General features: G+C 74.6%; 13 protein-coding genes. 6 read left to right on the forward strand and 7 right to left on the reverse strand.

Translation table 11 applies throughout. The annotated features are described in order from the left end of the window. Positions 1-9 precede the first annotated feature (9 nt). The 3 genes from UIS43_RS04500 to UIS43_RS04510 are packed head-to-tail and all read left to right on the forward strand — an operon-like array spanning position 10 to position 4,936. Positions 10-1,395, forward strand: a complete 1,386-nt coding sequence (locus UIS43_RS04500) for an MFS transporter (protein ID WP_071622125.1) — start codon at positions 10-12, stop codon at positions 1,393-1,395. After that, entirely contained in the window at positions 1,392-3,488 is a 2,097-nt protein-coding gene (locus tag UIS43_RS04505) for a molybdopterin oxidoreductase family protein (protein ID WP_013153196.1), read from the forward strand. The genes UIS43_RS04500 and UIS43_RS04505 overlap by 4 nt, the downstream gene beginning before the upstream one ends. Beyond that, positions 3,485-4,936 (forward strand): FAD-dependent oxidoreductase, encoded by a 1,452-nt coding sequence (locus UIS43_RS04510; protein ID WP_013153197.1) that lies wholly within the window; start codon positions 3,485-3,487, stop codon positions 4,934-4,936. The genes UIS43_RS04505 and UIS43_RS04510 overlap by 4 nt, the downstream gene beginning before the upstream one ends. A 111-nt stretch (positions 4,937-5,047) precedes the next feature. Here UIS43_RS04510 and UIS43_RS04515 read toward each other — a convergent pair whose 3' ends face one another. The 7 genes from UIS43_RS04515 to UIS43_RS04545 all read right to left on the reverse strand — a co-directional run bounded on the left by UIS43_RS04515 (position 5,048) and on the right by UIS43_RS04545 (position 12,594). After that, positions 5,048-5,611, reverse strand: a complete 564-nt coding sequence (locus UIS43_RS04515) for a DinB family protein (RefSeq protein ID WP_370012551.1) — start codon at positions 5,609-5,611, stop codon at positions 5,048-5,050. Between the two features lie 130 nt (positions 5,612-5,741). Next, positions 5,742-6,224 carry a DUF1772 domain-containing protein gene (locus tag UIS43_RS04520; RefSeq protein ID WP_041552689.1) on the reverse strand — a complete coding sequence of 161 codons (483 nt, stop codon included), beginning with the start codon at positions 6,222-6,224 and terminating at the stop codon, positions 5,742-5,744. Between the two features lie 256 nt (positions 6,225-6,480). Next, the gene (locus tag UIS43_RS04525; RefSeq protein ID WP_013153200.1) at positions 6,481-7,650 is read right to left on the reverse strand and encodes a PP2C family protein-serine/threonine phosphatase; all 1,170 of its coding nucleotides are present in this window, start codon (positions 7,648-7,650) and stop codon (positions 6,481-6,483) included. 195 nt (positions 7,651-7,845) lie between these two features. Further along, the gene (locus tag UIS43_RS04530) at positions 7,846-9,300 is read right to left on the reverse strand and encodes an MFS transporter (protein ID WP_071622126.1); all 1,455 of its coding nucleotides are present in this window, start codon (positions 9,298-9,300) and stop codon (positions 7,846-7,848) included. Between the two features lie 265 nt (positions 9,301-9,565). Then, positions 9,566-10,726, reverse strand: a complete 1,161-nt coding sequence (locus UIS43_RS04535; RefSeq protein WP_013153202.1) for a hypothetical protein — start codon at positions 10,724-10,726, stop codon at positions 9,566-9,568. A 161-nt stretch (positions 10,727-10,887) separates the two neighbouring features. Beyond that, positions 10,888-11,529, reverse strand: a complete 642-nt coding sequence (locus tag UIS43_RS04540) for a DsbA family oxidoreductase (protein WP_041552692.1) — start codon at positions 11,527-11,529, stop codon at positions 10,888-10,890. Positions 11,530-11,652: 123 nt separating this feature from the next. Continuing rightward, a complete protein-coding gene (locus UIS43_RS04545) occupies positions 11,653-12,594 on the reverse strand; it encodes an ADP-ribosylglycohydrolase family protein (RefSeq protein WP_370012552.1) in 942 nt (313 codons plus the stop codon). Positions 12,595-12,872: 278 nt separating this feature from the next. Between UIS43_RS04545 and nirB the strand changes: the two genes are divergently transcribed. Genes nirB through UIS43_RS04560 form a run of 3 tightly spaced genes read left to right on the forward strand, consistent with a single transcriptional unit; the run spans position 12,873 to position 16,914 of the window. Then, on the forward strand, positions 12,873-15,374 hold the full coding sequence (gene nirB, locus UIS43_RS04550) for a nitrite reductase large subunit NirB (RefSeq protein ID WP_013153205.1): 2,502 nt from the start codon (positions 12,873-12,875) through the stop codon (positions 15,372-15,374). Next, positions 15,371-15,742, forward strand: coding sequence for a nitrite reductase small subunit NirD (gene nirD, locus UIS43_RS04555; RefSeq protein ID WP_013153206.1), 372 nt, complete (start codon positions 15,371-15,373; stop codon positions 15,740-15,742). The genes nirB and nirD overlap by 4 nt, the downstream gene beginning before the upstream one ends. Next, positions 15,739-16,914, forward strand: a complete 1,176-nt coding sequence (locus UIS43_RS04560) for a uroporphyrinogen-III synthase (protein ID WP_013153207.1) — start codon at positions 15,739-15,741, stop codon at positions 16,912-16,914. Before nirD ends, UIS43_RS04560 begins: the two co-directional genes overlap by 4 nt. The last annotated feature ends 57 nt before the right edge of the window (positions 16,915-16,971 follow it).

The raw sequence follows: 16,971 nt of genomic DNA on the forward strand, positions 1-16,971 counted from the left end.
GGCACGGCCGTGGCCTCACAGACTGGCCCGCGCGCACCGCGCACCGGTAAGAGCTGGATCTCCGCCTGGGACCCCGAGGACGAAGGGTTCTGGAACAGCGGCGGACGACGCGTGGCCCGCCGCAACCTGTGGGCCTCCATCGCCTCCGAGCACATCGGCTTCTCGGTGTGGAGCATCTGGTCGGTACTCGTGCTCTTCATGATCCCCGAGCACGGCTTCTCCACCACCCCCGAGCAGAAGTTCCTGCTCCTGTCGGTGGTCACCCTGGTCGGCGCGATCCTGCGCGTGCCCTACACCCTGGCTGTGCCCGCCCTCGGCGGACGCAACTGGACGGTCATCTCCACCCTGACCCTGGCCGTGCCCACCGTCGCCGCCTTCTTCCTGGTCCGCGACCCCGACACCCCCTTCTGGCTGCTGCTGGTCCTGGCCGCCACCGCGGGCGTGGGCGGCGGCAACTTCTCCTCCTCCATGGCCAACATCAACTCCTACTTCCCCGAACGGGAGAAGGGGTGGGCGCTGGGCCTGAACGCGGGCGGCGGCAACATCGGCGTGGCCACCGTCCAACTCGTGGGCCTGGCCGTCATCGCCCTGTTCACCACCTCCGCCGGACACCTGGTCCCGCTGTTCTACGCACCGCTGATCCTGCTGGCCGCCTGGTGGGCGTACCGGGCCATGAACAACCTGGTCCACGTGCGCAACGACGTCTCCGCGCAGCTGTCGGCCGTCCGCGACCGCCACTTCTGGATCATGTCGCTGCTGTACGTGGGCACCTTCGGCTCCTTCATCGGCACCGGGTTCGCCTTCGGCCTGCTGCTGCAGTCCCAGTTCGGGCTGGCGCCCGTGCAGTCCGCCGCGATCGCCGTGCTCGGCCCGGTCATCGGCTCCCTGATCCGCCCCGTGGGCGGCAGGATGGCCGACTCCCTGGGCGGGGCCCGCGTCACCCTGTGGGTCTTCCTGGCCATGGCCGCCTGCGCCGCCGTCCTGGTGCTCTCCGTCCAGGCCGCCCACCTGGCCCTGTTCATCGGCGCGTTCGCGGTGATGTTCGTCCTCACCGGCCTGGGCAACGGCTCCACCTACAAGATGATCCCCTCCCTGTACGCCGCACGCGCCGAGGACGCCATCGCCGCCGGGGAACCCCGGGAACAGGCCCTGGCCCGCACCAAGCGCGTGGCCTCCTCCGTGCTCGGCCTCATCGGCGCGGTCGGCGCCCTGGGCGGGGTGGGAGTCAACATCGCCTTCCGCGAGTCCTTCGCCGCCACCGGCTCCACCGCCCCGGCCTTCGTCGTCTTCGGCGCCTTCTACCTGGTGTGCGCCGCCGTCACCTGGGCGGTCTACCTGCGCCGCCCCGCCGCCGCCCCGGTCGGCGCCGCCAGCGTGGAGAGCGCCGACCGATGACCACCACGCACTGCCCCTACTGCGCGCTCCAGTGCGCCATGCACCTGGAGCCCGGCCCCGACGGGCGCCTGGCCGCCCGCCCCGCACCCTTCCCCACCAACCGCGGGGGACTGTGCCGCAAGGGCTGGACCTCCGCCGAGGTCCTCACCGTCCCCGACCGCCTCACCCGCCCCCTGGTACGCAAGGACCGCGGCGCCGACCTGGTCGAGACCGACTGGGACACCGCCCTGGACCACGTCGCCGAACGCCTGCTGGCCCTGCGCGCCGAGTCCGGCCCCGACACCGTCGCGGTCTTCGGCAGCGGCGGCCTGACCAACGAGAAGTCCTACACCCTGGGCAAGTTCGCCCGCCTGGCCCTGGGCACCTCCCAGATCGACTACAACGGCCGGTTCTGCATGTCCTCGGCCGCGGCCGGGGGCACGCGGGCCTTCGGCCTGGACCGGGGGATGCCCTTCCCGCTGACCGACGTCGGCGAGGCCGAGGTGGTCCTGCTGGCCGGGGCCAACCCGGCCGAGACCATGCCGCCGATGATGGGCCACCTGTCCGCGCCCGCCCTCATCGTCATCGACCCCCGCCGCTCGGCCACCGCCCAGGTCGCGCTCTCCGACGGCGGCATGCACCTGGCCCCCCGCCCCGGCACCGACCTGGCCCTGGCCCTGGGGCTGCTGCACGCCGCCCGCGTCCAGGGCTGGTGCGACGAGGAGTTCCTCACCGAGCGCACCACCGGGTTCGAGGCCGCATGGGAGCACGCCGCCGCCTGGTGGCCCGAACGCACCGAACAGGTCACCGGGGTCCCGGCCGCCCGCATCCGCGCCGCCGCCGACCTGCTGGGCCGGGCCGCCCGCAACCGCTCCGCCTACGTCCTGACCGGACGCGGCGCCGAACAGCACGCCAAGGGCACCGACACCGTCTCGGCCTGGATCAACCTGGCCCTGGCGCTGGGCCTGCCCGGCCGCCGGGGCTCGGGGTACGGGTGCATCACCGGCCAGGGCAACGGCCAGGGCGGGCGCGAACACGGCCAGAAGGCCGACCAGCTCCCCGGCTACCGCAGGATCGACGACCCCGCCGCCCGCGCCCACGTGGCCGGGGTGTGGGGCGTGGACCCCGACGCCCTGCCCGGCCCGGGCCGCTCGGCCTTCGAACTCCTCGACGCCCTGGGCAGCGGCGGCGGACCGCGCGCCATGCTGCTGTTCGGATCCAACCCCGTGGTCTCGGCCCCCGACACCGCGCGCGTACGCGCCCGCCTGGCCTCCCTGGACCTGCTGGTGGCCGCCGACTTCGTGCTCTCCGAGACCGCCGCCACGGCCGACGTCGTGCTGCCCGTGGCCCAGTGGGCCGAGGAGGGCGGCACCATGACCAACCTGGAGGGGCGCGTCCTGCGCCGGACCCGGGCCGCCGCCCCGCCCGAGGGGGTGCGCACCGACCTGGAGGTGCTCTCCGCGCTGGCGGTGCGCCTGGGCCAGCCCGCCGACCGCTTCCCCACCGACCCCGACGCCGTCCTGGCCGAACTGGGCCGGGCCTCGGCCGGGGGAGCCGCCGACTACTCCGGCGTCACCCCCGAACGCCTGGCCTCGGGCGAGGCCCTGCACTGGCCCGTGCGCGCGCAGGAACCGCCCACGCCCCGGCTGTTCCTGGACGCCTTCGCCCACCCCGACGGGCGCGCCCGCCTCGTCCCGGTCGCCCACCGCCCGCCCGCCGAGGACACCGACGCCGACTACCCCCTCGTGGCGACCACCGGACGGCTGATGGGCCACTACCAGTCCGGCGCCCAGACCCGCCGCGTCGGCGAACTGGCCCGGGCCGAACCGGAGGCGTACGTGGAGGTGCACCCCGACACCGCCGCGCGCGCCGGACTCGCCGCGGGCGACTGGGCCCGCGTCACCTCCCGGCGCGGCCACACGCGCGCCCGGGTGCGGCTGGTGCCCACCGCACGCCTGGACACGGTGTTCCTGCCCTTCCACTACGCGGGCGCCCAGTCCGCCAACAATCTGACGAACCCGGCGCTGGACCCCACCAGCCGCATGCCCGAGTTCAAGGTGAGCGCGGTGCGGCTGGAACCCGAGGACACGCACACACCAGGAGGCAGCAGTTGAGCACCGTGCAGGGCGCGTCCCCGCGTCAGATCGTGGTCGTGGGCAACGGGATGGTCGGCGCCCGCTTCGCCGAGGAGACCGCACGCCTGGACCCCGACGGAGAACGGGTCCGCGTGAGCGTGGTCGGCGCCGAGCACCACCCCGCCTACAACCGGGTCCTGCTCTCGGGCGTGGTCGCCGGGGACTACACCCCCGAGCAGATCCGCCTGCCCGTCCCCGACACCCCCGGCGTCACCGTGCGCACCGGCACCACCGCCACCGCCCTGGACACCGAGCGGCGCACCGTCACCCTGGACGACGGCAGCACGCTGCCCTACGACGAACTCGTCCTGGCCACCGGGGCGCGCGCCTCCTTCCCACCGGTCACCGGGGTCGCCGGACCCGACGGCGCGCCCGGCGACGGGGTGACGGCCCTGCGCGACCTGGACGACTGCCAACGACTGCTCGCCCTGGCCCGCCCGGGCGCCCCCGTGGTGGTCCTGGGCGGAGGCGTCCTGGGCCTGGAGGCCGCCCGCGGCCTGGTCGGACGCGGCATGCGCGTGTCGGTGGTGGAGTCCTCGCCCTGGATCATGCGCCGCCAGATCGACCAGCCCGCCGCGCGCATCCTGGCCGAACGCTACGCCGCCCTGGGCGTGACCGTGCACTCCTGGCGGGTGGCCGCCCGCTGGGTTCCGGGCACCGGCCTGGAACTGGACGACGGCCGCGTGCTGCCCGGCGACGCCCTGGTGGTCACCGCCGGGGTGCGCGGCAACATCGAACTGGCCAAGGACGCCGGTATCGAGGTCGAGCACGGCGTCATCGTGGACGACCGCCTCGCGACCTCCGACGCCCGCGTGCACGCCATCGGCGACTGCGCCCAGCACCCCGGCGGCGGAGCCGGACTCATCCAGCCCGGCTGGGAGCAGGCCGCCGTCCTGGCCCGGCGCCTGACCGGCGCCGCGCCGCACGCCCTCTACTCCGGGGCCAGGCCGCTGACCCGGCTCAAGGCGGAGGGGATCGAGCTGACCGCGTTCGGGCGGGTGCACGAGGAGGACGCCGACGGCCTGGAGACGGTGACCATCAGCGACCCCTACGGCGGCCGCTACGCCAAGCTGTCGGTGAGCGAGGAGAAGGTGGTGGGCGCGGTGCTGCTGGGCTTCCCCGAGGCCGCCGCGACCCTGGCCCAGCTCTACGACACGGGCGCCCCGGTGCCCGCCGACCGGCTGGCGCTGCTCCAGGGGCTGCCGACCGCCGCTGCGGAGCAGGCCGACGGCGCGGCCGCCGATGCGCTGGTGTGCCGGTGCAACGCCGTCAGCCGCACCGAGATCGAACAGGCCTGGCTGGACGGGGCGCGCACCCGCGAGGCCATCGCCGAACGGACCCGGGCCACGACGGGCTGCGGGGGGTGCGTGCGGGACGTGCGGGCGCTGCTGTCGGGGATGCAGGGCCAGGCCACCGCGGGGGTCTGACCCCGGGGGACGCGGCCCGGGGGAGCCGGGCGCGCCCGGGCGGAGCGTCCGGCCCCGAAGGGGGCGGGAGGGGGAGGGCCGGGGTGTCGCGGAGCCTGAGCCGGGAGCCGACTACTGGCCCCGGCGGCCGTCGACGCGCTCGCGCAGAAGGTCGGCGTGCCCGTTGTGGCGGGCGTACTCCTCCACCATGTGCACCAGAACCTGACGCAGGTCCCACACCCGGTCGTTGTGGGGGTCGGTCCAGGCGGGGCTCTCCAGGTCGGGGGCGCCGGCCACGAACGCGTCGGCGTGGGCGCACTCGGCCCGCCATGTCGCCCAGGCCTCCTCCACCACGGCCGGATCGGCCACCGCACCGTCGAAGTCCCCGTCGGGTTCGGACGCGCTGGCGTAGAGCAGGGGCGCCTGCTCGCGGCTCCGCCCGCCCAGGCGGCACCGGAACCAGGCCCGCTCCACCTCCGACATGTGCCGCACCAGCCCCAGCAGGGACATGGTGGAGGGCGGCACCGAACGGCGGGCCAGCGCGTCGGCGTCCAGACCCGAGCACTTCAGTTCCAGGGTCGTGCGCTGCAGGTGCAGGAACTCGACCAGGACGGCGCGTTCGCCGACGGGGCGGGGGCGGCCCTCGCGGGGGTCCTCGTCCGGGGCCAGGAACATGTCCGCGCGCTGTGTGCTCATGGGGGGGAGCATCATCCACCCGCCGCCGGTGCGCAACGGGTTTTCCCGCCCCGCCCGGCCGCCGTCGGGGTTTCGGGGGTTCCGGCTGGGCACGAGCGGGGGAGAGTCTGGCGGTGGGCGTACGCCGGGGTCAGCGCAGCGCGAGGACCACGCACAGGAACGCGACCAGGGAGGCCAGGGTGCGCACGTTGTTCCAGCGCACCCACACCGGCTCGAAGTCGGCGCGCACGGCGGCCGGGTCCGCGATCCGCTCGGCCGGGCCCTGCCGGTCCAGGACGTTGTTGCGCGGGACGTTGACCGCGAAGGTGGACACCAGGGCCACGACCAGGCAGAGCAGCGCCGCCCCCGACCACACGGCGGAGGCGGTCGCGCCGACGCTGGCGTGGAGCACGGCGCAGGCCAGCACCGCCACCGGGGCGCCGATGAAGACCACGGCGAAGAACGGGTTGAGGATGGCGACGTTGATCCCCTGCATCGCCTCGATCATCGCCCGGTCTCCGGACCTGCGCAGACCCGGCATCACCGCGATCGAGAACGCGAAGAACAACCCGGCGAACAGACCTGTCGCCACCACGGCGAGTACCGGAACGACCACGTGCACCATCTCCGCCACGCCACACCCCGGATTCTGTTGTCCTGCCCGCGTGTTATGGGCGGATTCTACGTGCCGCGCGGAACATCCACGGCACTCCCGTCACGGGCGGCACCACCGGCCCGTCCCGCGTACCCGCCGCACCGCCCGCCCTTCGGGCGACGCACCGCGTACCACTCCCGCAGGCCGCACACCGCTCCGCGCGACACCCACCGCGGGTGAACGGAGAGGGCCGGCCGCCGCCCGCCGCGAACGGGACCGCGCCGGGAACTGCGGGTCAGCCGTGCCACTCGCAGAAGAGCACCGTGGCGTCGTCGCCGAACCTGCCGTGGTGGTACTCCAGCACCGCGTGCACCAGGCGCCGCAGCGTCTCGGGAACCGGCATGTTGTCGGCCTGGTGGCGGATGACGAAGTCCACGAACCGCTCCACACCGAACTCGCGCCCCTCGGAGTCGCGCGCCTCGATGATGCCGTCGGTGTACAGCAGCAGCCGGTCGCCGGGTTCGAGCTGTTCGCGGCACACCGTCACCGGCAGCCCCAGGTCCATCCCCAGCGGGTGGGAGGGCTCGCACTCCAGGTCGCGGACCTCCTCGCCCCGGATGAGCACCGGCGGCAGGTGCCCGCAGTTGACCCAGTACAGCTCCCCGGTGGCCATGTTCAGCTCGGCCAGGATCGCGGTGGCGAATCGGGTGCGCACGAACTCCTGGATCAGGGTGTGCTCCACCCCCCGGCACACGTCGACCAGCGGGGTGCCCTTGCGGCGCTCGTTGCGAAAGGCCCCCACGGCCAGGTTCGCGATGAGCCCGGCGGCGGTGTCGTGGCCCATGGCGTCGAACATCGCCAGGTGGGCGGTCTCCCCGTCCAGGGCGTAGTCGAAGGAGTCCCCGGCGTTGTCGTAGGCCGGTTCGGTGGCGGCCGAGATCGTCACCCGCGAGTCGGCGAAGGTGCCGGGCGGCATGAGCGTCCACTGCATCTCCGCCGAGACCGACATGGGCTTGGTGCGGATCAGCCGGGCGTAGGCGTCGCTGTTGGAGCGCTTGGCGATGACCAGCAGCGCCACCATGGAGGCCAGGTCGCGCATCGCCGAGCGGTCGGGGTCGCCCGGGTAGCTCACGTGCAGCACGCCCAGGCGCTCGGCGCCGTCCAGGACCGGCACCCAGTAGCGCTGCTCGTCCTCCATCCGCACCGTCACACCCGTGACGTAGGCCTGACCGGCCGGGGAGTCGTCCACCAGCAGGTCCTCACCACCCCGGTGGGCGTCGATGCCCTCTCCCGTGACCTCGCGCAGGACCTGCTGCTGGTGGTCGGCCAGGTAGATGCGCGCCTGGGAGAGCCCGGCGCTGTCGGCCTTCTTGGCCACGAGTGCGGGTAGTTCCTCGAAGGTGGCCAGGTGTCCGGCCCGCACGAGGGAGACCATCAGCTCGTTGGACGCGTGTTGCACCGTCATGGCAGCACCCCGGAATCCGGCACGGCAGCCGTTCGTCTCACGACTCCCCGCCCGCCGTGCCATCTTTCGACCAGAAAATACATCTTCGCACGTGAGAGCCTGACCGAACAGGCCACGGCCCTCATCGAAACCTCCCTCGGAGCGCCCAGTCCGAAACCGCTCCCCCCTCGGAAAGAGCGGCGACTCCACGCCCGCTCACCGGTCGGCGGTGCGTTCCCCGCGTTCCCCCACCGCGCGGACGTCCGGCGCGTGGGGGACGGTGTCCGCGAGCGCGAGTTCGGGGGACGTCCGTTCCCGGGGCCGCGGACGCCCTTCGGGGCCGACCGGCTCCCGCCCCCGCGGGTCGTCCAGCGAGCGGAACACCGGGGCGACCAGGGCGGCGACCGCCGTGACGCCCGCCAGCACGGCGAGGACGGCTCCGGCGACGGGCAGCCCGGCCGCGGCGGCCACGGCCGCGAGCGGGGCGCTGGTGAGGGCGGGCGCGGCGAGCATGACCGTGTTCTGCGCCCCCAGGACCCGGCCGCGCATGCGGTCCGGGGTGGCCTCGACGGTCAGGACGCCGAGCACCGCCGAGGCCGGTGCGAAGGTCATCCCCACCAGGGCCGCGGCGCCCAGCACCAGCCACGGGGAGGCCATGGTGCCGACCGCGCCGAACCCGACCAGGGTGCCGCTCATGCCGAGGACGAACCAGCTGCGGCGGCGGACCCGCCCGGCGGTGGCGGCGTAGAGCGCGGACCCGGCGATGCTGCCCGCCGCGAGCGCGCTCAGCGTCAGCCCGGTGAGCCCGGGAAGCCCCTGACCGGTGAAGTAGGCGGGCATGAGGGTGGTCTGCAGCGAACTCAGGACGGCGACGAGCACCGCGCCGATCACAGTGGTGCCGAGCAGGAGCCGGGTGCGGCCCAGGAACCGCCATCCCTCCAGCAGGTCGGTCACCGCCCGGCGCACCGAGCCGCCAGGTGCGGCCGCGCCGGAGGCCTCAGCGGTGTCGGCCGGATCGGGGCGCCGACGGTCGATCCGACCGGTCCGCGGGTCCAGCAGGAGGGTCGTGGCCGCGGCGAGCAGGCTCGTGACGGCGGTCACCAGCAGCAGCGCCGAGGACAGCCCGAGCAGCCCCACGAGCAGCCCGCCCAGGCCGGGACCGGCCAGCAGCAGGACGCTGCCCATGGTCTCGCGGGTGGCGATCAGCCGGTCCAGCCTCCCCGGACCGGCGGCGCCACCCCGACCACCCCGACCACCCGGCCGGTCGGCTCCGAGTCGGGCCAGGGCGGGCAGCAGCGTCTCCTGAGCCGTCATCCCGGGCACGCGGATCACCGCCCCCACGACGGCCAGGGCCAGGAACCAGGCCATGTTCAGGCCCCACAGGGCGTCGACGACCGGCAGCGCCGCCACCGACAGGGCGGCGAGCAGGTCGGAGACCACCGAGACCCAGCGGCGGTCGATCCGGTCCACGATCAGACCGCAGACGAGCCCCGCCAGGGCGGAGGCCGCCGTGGACGCGGTCGCGAGCACGCCCGCCGCCAGCACGTCGCCGGTGCGTTCCAGGACGAGCAGCGGCATCACCACGCCGGCGATGCCCTTGCCCAACAACGACAGCCCGTACGAGGCGAAGTAGACCGTGGCGCTGCGGCGCATGACCGTCTGGCCTCCCATCGGTGTTCGGGTCGGGTGGTGCCGTTCCCCCCGCCTCCCGGCCGTGCCGGGAACGCGGGGTGAACCGTGTTCCAGCAAAGGCTGTGCCGTCGCGGCACACTCAAGACCCCGAACCTGTGGCGTGGGCCACTGCGCCGAAGAGAACCGACGATGCCCCGCCCGAACCGGGGAAGGCCCGCGCCCGGCGTGAGCCGGACACGGGCCTTCCCCGGGGACGCGGTCGTCAGGACGTGCGCGTGTCGGGCGCCGTACGCGCCGCTCCGACTCAGCGGGCCCCGGATGCCCTGAGGATGTCACCGGGCAGCACCTCGGGCAGCCCGCGCCCGCACCCCGCGCACTCCGCCCGGCGCCGCACCGCGTAGGCGGCCGTGGCCACCCCCAGCGCCGCGCCCCACACCGCCATCGACGCGAACGCCACCGTGTGCAGCGGCTCGGCGGTCAGCAGCGAACGCGCCTGCGCGTCCAGGAGCTCCACCACGACGCTGCGGCCCATCGCCACCAGCGCCACCGCCACCAGGGTCGCGGGCACCACCGCCAGCCCCACCGGCACCCGGCGACCGGCCAGACCGGCCGTCCACCACGGGAAGCGCACGCCCCAGCGCTGCACGAGCCCCAGCATCAGCACCACGCCCACCAGGCCGGCCGTGCCCAGCCCCACCCCGATGACGATCGTGCCGCCGTCGGCCGCCATGGCGTCGAACTGCTCCCGGCCGACCCCCACCGGGATCCCGAAGAGCCAGGGCAGACGCAGCGACGGGTAGAACAGGGCCACCACACAGGCCAGGGCCACCGCGATCCGGCCCACCCGCAGCGCCCGGGTCCGCGCCGCGCGCTCACGCCCGGCGTTCCACTCCGGCGCGCGCCCGCAGCGCTGGCAGGCGCCGCGCACCGCACGGCGGTGGGTGAGCGCCGCCGCCACCCACACCGCCACGCCCGCCGCGAAAAACAGGGTGGACAGGTGGGAGGCGGTGAAGGTCGCCTCCGCCCACAGCCGCAACAGGTCGGGCACGGCCCACCCCGCCACCGGCAGGATCATCGAGTACCCCAGCCAGGACAGCAGCTGACTGTCCACGAACACCAGCAGCACCACCGCGCCCAGCGTCCAGCAGACCGCCTCGACCACACGGCCCCCGGCTCCCCGCGGGCGCAGCATGAGCACGGCGCACACCGCGCCCACCGCGCCCAGCAGCAGGGACACCGCCCCCGGGACCGTCCGGGCGTTCAGCGGCCCCGAGGCGTCCGGGGCGACCAGGGAGAACAGCGAGCCGAACCCGCCCTGCCCGGGGACGCCCGCCGGGACCACCCCGCTCAGCCAGGCCAGCCCCAGGGCCAGGGCCACCGCCGACCAGGCCAGGGCCGTCCAGGGGGCGGCGGTGGGCCGCAGGTGTTCGTGGCGGGTCCGGGTGACAGATGGTGGGGCGGCCATGGCCTGCTCCTCGTCTCAGGTGCGGTCGTTACCACCCACACCCTCGCGCGCACGGCACCGGGCGCACCTCACCGTGCAGCGGGATCCGCCTCCCCCGGGCGGGGGAGATCGGGCGCCCCGCGCGGACGCCGCCCCGTGCCCGGCCCCGCCGTCGCGTCGGTCTACCCCCGGCCGGTCCGGTGGGCCTTGTCCAGGGCGGACAGCACCACCTCCACGGACTGGGCCCCCGAGATGCCGACCGCGCGGTCCATGACGAAGAAGGGCACCCCGGTCGCACCCAACCGGCGGGCCAGGGCGATGTCCTCGCGCACGTCCTCGGCGTGCTCCTCGCCCTCCAGCACCCGCCGCGCCTCCTGGGGCTCCAGCCCGGCCTCGGCCGCCACCTCCACCAGGACGTCGGCGTCGCTGAGGTCGCGGGCCTCCACCAGCTGGGCGCGCATGAACCGCTCCTGCGCCCGGCCCTCCAGGCCGCGGGTCCGGGCCAGGTGGATCAGGCGGTGGACGTCGAAGGTGTTGACCATGAACCCGCCCGCGAAGTCGTAGTCCAGGCCCTCCTGGGCGGCCACCCGCGTGACCTGCTCGGTCATCGACCGCACCTGCTCGCGGGGCGCCCCCATCTTGCGCGAGAGCGAGTCGTAGACCGGCTCACTCACCCCCGGCGGGAAGGAGGGGTCCAGCTGGAAGCTGCGCCAGCGCACCCGGACCCGGTCGGCGTGCTCGAACAGCTCCAGCGCCCTCTCCAGGCGCCGCTTGCCGATGTAGCACCACGGACAGACCACGTCGGACCACACCTCGACCTGCACAGGCCAACCCCCCACTCACCCACACGTTCCCCAGGCGCCTTTGCCGCTCCGGCTCCGAGCCACCCTAACCGGCACCCGGTACCGGCTACGGCGCGCGGACCCCGCGGCCCCACGGCACGACCCCTAGCGGTCGAGGCCGCCGTCCGCCAGCGCCCAACCGGGCAGCTCCTCGGTGCGCTCGGCCCACTCGGCGGGAACCCGGCCCCCGGGCAGCCCCGCACCCAGGATCCCCGCCACGATCGCGCAGGTGGTGTCCATGTCCCCGCCCGGAGCGACCGCCGCCCACATCGCCGAGGCGAAACTCCCACCGCCCGCACGCGCCCCCGACAGGACCCCGCCGTGCCGGGCCGCCACCCACAGCGTGAACGGCACCGTGTCCAACGCGCTGACCCGGGAGCCGTCGCCCAACTCGGCGGCCGCCCCCAACGGGTCGGCGGTCACCAGCAGCCTGCGGGCGGCGCCCACCGCCTCGCGCACGCGCCCCGGCCGCAGACACCCGGCCACCCCGTCCAGGAAGGGCCCGGGCCCCATCGGCTCGCGCCGTGCCACCAGCGCGGCGGCCACCGCCACCGCGACCGCGCCGTCCACCGCCTCGGGGTGGGTGTGGGTCACCCGCGCGCTCACCGCCGCCTCCCGGGCGGCCCGACCCGGATCGTCGGCGTACCAGGCGCCCAACGGGGCCACCCGCATCGCCGCCCCGTTGCCGAAGGAACCCGACCCCCCGAACGGCTCCGCGGCCAGCGTCCGCCAGTCCCCGCCCTCGCGCACCCGGCGCAGCAGCCGCCCGGTGGCCGGGCCGTACCCGCGGTCGAAGTCGTGGTGGCGGGCGAAGGAGCCCGCCAGCCGTTCGGGGTCCACCCCTTCGCCGCGCACCGCCTCCGCGTACACCGACGCCGCCATCTCGGTGTCGTCCGTCCACTGCCACGGCCCCGGCGGCAACTCCCGCTCCTCCAAGAAGCGCCGGTTGGCCGGAACGAAGAACTGGGAGCCGAAGGCGTCACCCACGGCCAGGGCGGACAGACAGGACAGGGCGCGCGCGGGGCGCGTGGCGGCGAACGTGTGCATCAGCGCCCATCCTGGCCGAGCCGGGGACCGCTGTCCACGCACCGCCCCCCACCGGGCAGGGAGGGACGGGGACACGGCCGAACCCGCGCGGCCCCTGCGGTGTGACCAACCACCCAGGCGGGGCCCGCCCGGCACCCACCCTGGCGCTTCACCCCGCATCACGCACCCGCCACCTGCGGTGGCAGCACATCGAAACAAGCGCGACACATACGGCTGACCGTCGGGAAACACCCGGGAGGTTGCCTGAAACCTGTCCGACCCCGCAGCAGGAGGAGCCCATGGAAGAACTCGTCGTCATCGGCAACGGCATGGTCGGCCACCGCCTCGTCGAGGCCCTGCGCGACCGCGACACCGCCGGACACTGGCACATCACCGTCGTGGGCGAGGAGCCCCGCACCGCCTACGACCGGGTGGCCCTGTCCTCCTACTTCGACGGCGCCAGCGCCCAGGACCTGTCCCTGGGCGACCTGAGCGGCCCCCACGTGGACGTGCACGTCAACGAACGCGCCGTGGGCATCGACCGCGCCAGCCGCACCGTCACCACCGCGAGCGGACGCGTCCTGCCCTACGACCGGCTCGTCCTGGCCACCGGCTCCACGCCCTTCGTGCCCCCCGTGCCCGGCCACGACCTGCCCGGCTGCCACGTCTACCGCACCATCGAGGACCTGGACGCCATCACCGCCTCCGCGCGCGGCGCGCGCACCGGCGTGGTCGTGGGCGGCGGCCTGCTGGGGCTGGAGGCCGCCAACGCCCTGCGCCTGCTGGGCGTGCGGGCGCACGTGGTCGAACTCGCCCCCCACCTGATGCCCGCGCAGATCGACGAGGGCGCCGGAGGCCTGCTGCGTACCCTGATCACCGACCTGGGCGTGCGGGTCCACACCGGCTCGGCCTCCACCGCCGTGGAGGCCGGCCCCGACGGCCGCGTGGCCCGCCTGAGACTGGGCGAGGGCTCCCTGGACGCCGACCTGGTCGTGTTCTCCGTGGGCATCCGCCCCCGCGACGACCTCGCCCGCGCGATCGGGCTGGAGGTGGGCGAGCGTGGCGGCATCGTCGTCGACGACACCTGCACCACCAGCGACGCCCACATCCACGCCGTGGGAGAGGCCGCCAACCACCGCGGCACCGTGTACGGCCTCATCGCACCCGGCAACGCCATGGCCGAGGTCGTCGCCGACCGGCTCGTGGGCGGCCGGGCCACCTTCACCGGCGCCGACACCTCCACCAAACTCAAGCTCATGGGCGTGGACGTGGCCAGCTTCGGCGACGCCCACGGCCGCACCCCCGGCGCCCTGGACGTGGTCGTCAACGACGCCGCCAGCGGCCGCTACGCCAAGCTCGTGGTCTCCGACGACGCCACCACGCTGCTCGGCGGCGTCCTGGTCGGCGACGCCTCGGCCTACGCCACCCTGCGCCCCCTGGTCGGCTCCCCCCTGCCCGGCGACCCCCTGTCGCTGATCACCCCCGAGGGCGCCACCCTGGGCGCCGACGCCCTGCCCGACACCGCCCAGATCTGCTCGTGCAACGCCGTCACCAAGGGCGAACTGACCGAGGCCATCTCCTGCGGCAACCACGACGTGCCCGCGCTCAAGGCCTGCACCAGGGCGGGCACCAGCTGCGGCTCGTGCGTGCCCATGCTCAAGCAGATCCTCTCCCAGGCGGGCATCGAGCAGTCCAAGGCCCTGTGCGAGCACTTCCCCCAGTCGCGCGCCGAACTGGTCGAGATCGTGCGCGCCACCGGCACCACCACCTTCTCCGGGCTCATCGCCGCCCACGGCACCGGACACGGCTGCGACGTGTGCAAGCCCACGGTGGCCTCCATCCTGGCCTCCCTGGGCAACGGGCACATCCTGGAGGGCGAACAGGCCACCCTGCAGGACACCAACGACCGCTACCTGGCCAACATGCAGCGCAACGGCACCTACTCGGTCGTGCCCCGCATCCCCGGCGGCGAGATCACCCCCGACAAGCTCATCGTCATCGGCGAGGTCGCACGCGACTTCAACCTCTACACCAAGATCACCGGCGGCCAGCGCATCGACCTGTTCGGCGCCCGCCTCGAACAGCTGCCCGTCATCTGGAAACGGCTGGTCGACGCCGGATTCGAGTCCGGACACGCCTACGGCAAGTCCCTGCGCACCGTCAAGTCGTGCGTGGGCACCACCTGGTGCCGCTTCGGCGTCCAGGACTCGGTGGGCCTGGCCATCCGCCTGGAGGAGCGCTACCGGGGCCTGCGCTCACCCCACAAGCTCAAGGCCGCCGTCTCCGGATGCGCCCGCGAGTGCGCCGAGGCCCGCGGCAAGGACTTCGGCGTCATCGCCACCGACAAGGGCTGGAACCTGTACGTGGGCGGCAACGGCGGCTTCACCCCCCGCCACGCCGAACTCCTGGCCTCGGACCTGGACGAGGACACCCTCATCCGCTACGTCGACCGGTTCCTGATGTTCTACGTGCGCACCGCCGACCGCCTCCAGCGCACCGCCCCCTGGATCGAGTCCCTGGACGGCGGCCTGGACCACCTGCGCGACGTCGTCGTCCAGGACTCCCTGGGCATCGCCGCCGAACTGGAGGAGGCCATGGCCCGCCACGTGGACTCCTACGGCGACGAGTGGGCCGCGGTCCTGGCCGACCCCGACAAGCTCGCGCGCTTCGTCTCCTTCGCCAACGCCCCCGACACCCCCGACCCCACCATCAGCTTCACCACCACCCGCGACCAGCCGGTCCCCACCGCTCCCGTCAGCCTGGGCATGCCCGCCCGCCGACCCCAGGAGGCCACCCGATGACCGTCACCACCCGAGCCCAGCCCACCACCTGGATCGACGCCTGCGCCCCGGCGGGCCTGCGCGTGGAGGACGGGGTGGCAGTGCTGCTCCCCGACGGCCGCCAGGTCGCCGTGTTCCGCACCCGCGACCAGCACCTGTACGCCGTCGACAACATCGACCCCTACACCGGAGCCGCCGTCATCGCACGCGGCATCGTCGGCGACCGCGCGGGCGAGCCCACCGTCGCCTCACCCATGCTCAAGAACGTCTTCTCCCTGCGCACCGGCCAGAGCCTGGACGACGAGCACGTGCGCCTGACCACCTGGCCCGTGCGCCAGACCGACACCGCCGTGCAGATCGGCGCACGCGCCCAGGAGGACACACCGTGAACACCTCCCTGGACGACGACACCGCGGCCCCGCCCGCCCACCGCCCGGCCGAACCCGCCACCACCGCGCCGCTGGCCGGGTTCACCGTCGCCGTCACCGCCGCCCGCCGCGCCGAGGAGATCAGCGCCCTGCTGCGCCGCAAGGGCGCCCAGGTCCTGGCCGCACCGGCCCTGCGCATCGTGCCGCTCAGCGACGACCAGCGCCTGGCCTCGGTCTCCGAACAGCTCGCCCGCCGCCCCGCCGACGTCGTCGTGGCCACCACCGGCATCGGCTTCCGCGGCTGGGTGGAGGCGTGCGAGACCTGGGGCACCGTCGACCCGCTCCTGGCGAGCCTGCGCACCTCGCGCCTGCTGGCCCGCGGCCCCAAGGCCAAGGGCGCCATCCGCGCCGCCGGACTCACCGAGGAGTGGTCGCCGCCCTCGGAGTCCTCCGCCGAGGTCCTGGACTACCTGCTCGCCCGGGGCGTGCGGGGTCTGCGCGTGGCCATCCAGCTGCACGGCGAACCCCTGCCCGACTTCACCGCCGCCCTGCGCCTGGCCGGAGCCGACGTCGTCGAGGTCCCCGTCTACCGCTGGACCCTGCCCGAGGACACCGCGCCCCTGGACCGCCTCATCGAGGCCGTCACCAACGGGGGAGTGGACGCGGTCACCTTCACCAGCGCCCCGGCCGCGGCGGGGCTGCTGGCCCGCGCCCACACCACCGGCCACCAGGCCGCCCTGGTCCGGGCCCTGCGCGGCGACGTCCTGGCCATGTGCGTGGGAGCGGTCACCGCACGCCCCCTCATGGCCCACGACATCCCCACCGTGTGGCCCCAGCGCGCCCGCGTCGGCGCCCAGGTCCGCGCGCTCGCCGAGGAGCTGCCCGCACGCTTTCCGACCCTGTCCGTGGCCGGACACCGCCTGCGCCTGCGCGGCCACGCCGTCCTGGTCGACGGCACCGTGCGCACCCTCTCGCCCACCCTGATGCGGGTGCTGCGCGAGCTGGCGCGCAGGCCCGGCCAGGTCCTGGACCGCACCCGCCTGCTCACCTGCCTGGGCGAGGACGCCGACGCCCACGCCGTGGAGACGGCCGTGGCCCGGCTGCGCACCGCGCTGGGCGACCCCCGCATCATCCAGACCGTGGTCAAACGCGGCTACCGGCTGGCCCTGGACCCGGCCGAACGCACCCTCTGACAGCGCACCGGCCCACCCGACCGAGGGAAAGGAAGAAGCGGACCCCGGCCCCGGCCG

The organism is Nocardiopsis sp. LDBS0036, assembly GCF_041228755.1.
Taxonomy (GTDB): domain Bacteria; phylum Actinomycetota; class Actinomycetes; order Streptosporangiales; family Streptosporangiaceae; genus Nocardiopsis; species Nocardiopsis dassonvillei.

What these genes read in the sequence shown, in the direction of transcription:
- UIS43_RS04505 (WP_013153196.1), top strand. Translation starts at nt 1,392, where the DNA reads ATGACCACCACGCACTGCCCCTACTGCGCGCTCCAGTGCGCCATGCAC.
- UIS43_RS04515 (WP_370012551.1), bottom strand. Translation starts at nt 5,611, where the DNA reads ATGAGCACACAGCGCGCGGACATGTTCCTGGCCCCGGACGAGGACCCC.
- UIS43_RS04525 (WP_013153200.1), bottom strand. Translation starts at nt 7,650, where the DNA reads ATGACGGTGCAACACGCGTCCAACGAGCTGATGGTCTCCCTCGTGCGG.
- UIS43_RS04530 (WP_071622126.1), bottom strand. Translation starts at nt 9,300, where the DNA reads ATGGGAGGCCAGACGGTCATGCGCCGCAGCGCCACGGTCTACTTCGCC.
- UIS43_RS04535 (WP_013153202.1), bottom strand. Translation starts at nt 10,726, where the DNA reads ATGGCCGCCCCACCATCTGTCACCCGGACCCGCCACGAACACCTGCGG.
- UIS43_RS04545 (WP_370012552.1), bottom strand. Translation starts at nt 12,594, where the DNA reads ATGCACACGTTCGCCGCCACGCGCCCCGCGCGCGCCCTGTCCTGTCTG.
- nirB (WP_013153205.1), top strand. Translation starts at nt 12,873, where the DNA reads ATGGAAGAACTCGTCGTCATCGGCAACGGCATGGTCGGCCACCGCCTC.
- nirD (WP_013153206.1), top strand. Translation starts at nt 15,371, where the DNA reads ATGACCGTCACCACCCGAGCCCAGCCCACCACCTGGATCGACGCCTGC.